A 1,919-nucleotide genomic window follows, 5' to 3' on the forward strand; every position below is an offset into this window, starting at 1 on the left:
TCGCTGCGTGAAGCCAAGACCACAGAAGTACAGTGTGAAAAAAGCCAATAAAAACAATGCCAGTCAGCCTTAACTGACTGGCATTACCCCTTCGGGCGGCTTTTTCTTTTGATCTGCATCAATGAAATATTAATTGGTAAATTGAATGCCTATTAACTTTTAAGCCGGAGGAATAGAATCGCCACAAAACAGACAACTGAAATGTCCAATTAGGAGAGACATGATGTTTTGTGTGCAATGTGAACAGACAATTCGTACCCCCGCAGGCAATGGTTGCGCCTATGCACAAGGCATGTGTGGCAAGACGGCCGAGACCTCGGATCTGCAGGATGTGCTGATTTATACGCTGCAAGGCCTCAGTGCCTGGGCGTTGGCGGCCCGCGAGCACGGCATGGTCGATGACGAGATCGACGCCTTCGTGCCCAAGGCCTTCTTCGCCACCCTCACCAACGTCAACTTCGACTCGGCCCGCATCGTCGACTACGTCAACCAGGCGCTGGTCTATCGCCAGCAACTGGCCGACCGTCTGGCCGCGCTGGCGGTGCAGCTTGCCGAGCTGCCCGCCGCCGCCCGCTTCGAGCCGGGTGTCGATCTGCTGGCACAGCTGGCCCAGGCGCCCCAGACCGCGGTCAATCGCGGCAAGAACGAAGTCAACGAAGACATCATGGGGCTGCGCCTGCTCTGCCTCTACGGCCTCAAGGGGGCAGCCGCCTACATGGAGCACGCCCGGGTACTGGACCAACAAGACAGCGCCGTGGCGGCCGAATTCCACCGCATCATGAGCTGGCTAGGCACGGATCCCTGCGATCTGGATCCCCTGTTCAAGTGCGCCATGGACATAGGTCTGCTCAACTTCCGCATCATGGAGATGCTGGATCTCGGTGAAACCACGGCCTTTGGCCACCCGGAACCGACCCAGGTGCGCGTCACCCCGGTGCCGGGCAAGTGCATCCTGGTCTCCGGCCACGACATGGTGGATCTCAAGCTGATCCTGGAACAGACCGCTGGCACCGGCATCAATGTCTACACCCACGGCGAAATGTTGCCGGCCCTGGCCTACCCCTTCTTCAAGCAGTATCCGCACCTGGTGGGCAACTACGGCTCCGCCTGGCAGAACCAGCAGAAGGAGTTTGCCAACTTTCCGGGCGCCGTGGTGATGACCTCCAACTGCATCATCGATCCGAACGTGGGCAACTACAGCGATCGCATCTTCACCCGCTCCATCGTCGGCTGGCCCGGTGTGACCCACCTGGAAGGGGAGGATTTCTCTGCTGTGATCGCCAAGGCGCAAGCGCTGGAAGGCTTCAAGCACACAGAGCTCGAGCACTTCATCACCATCGGCTTTGCCCGCAACGCCCTGATGCAGGCCGCCCCCGCGGTGATCGACAAGGTGAAGGCCGGGGAGATCAGCCACTTCTTCCTGGTGGGGGGCTGTGACGGCGACCGCGCCGAGCGCGCCTACTACACCGAGTTTGCCAAGGCTATCCCGCAAGACAGCCTGCTGCTCACCCTGGGCTGCGGCAAGTACAAGTTCAACAAGCTCGACTTTGGCGATATTGGCGGCATCCCGCGCCTGCTGGACGTGGGTCAGTGCAACGACGCCTACTCCGCCATCCAGTTGGCATTGGCCCTTTCCGAGGCGTTCGAGTGCGGCGTCAACGATCTGCCGCTGACCCTGGTGCTCTCCTGGTTCGAGCAAAAAGCCATCGTCATCCTGCTCACCCTGCTGGCGCTCGGGGTCAAAGACATCCGCACCGGCCCGACCGCCCCGGCCTTCCTCACCCCGGCCCTGCTCAAGGTGCTGGAGGAGCAGTTCGGTCTCAAGGGAACCACCACCGCCGAAGCCGATCTCGCCGAGATCCTGGCGGCCTGATCAAGGTGCTGGAGACAGAGTCCGGCCTCAAGGGCACCACCACCGC

At 60.6% G+C, this 1,919-nt stretch carries 1 protein-coding gene; it reads left to right on the plus strand.

The features are described 5' to 3' along the window. Positions 1-223 precede the first annotated feature (223 nt). The gene (gene hcp, locus ACW5W4_RS18825) at positions 224-1,873 is read left to right on the plus strand and encodes a hydroxylamine reductase (protein WP_456690407.1); all 1,650 of its coding nucleotides are present in this window, start codon (positions 224-226) and stop codon (positions 1,871-1,873) included. The last annotated feature ends 46 nt before the right edge of the window (positions 1,874-1,919 follow it).

Source organism: Aeromonas crassostreae, from assembly GCF_054052445.1.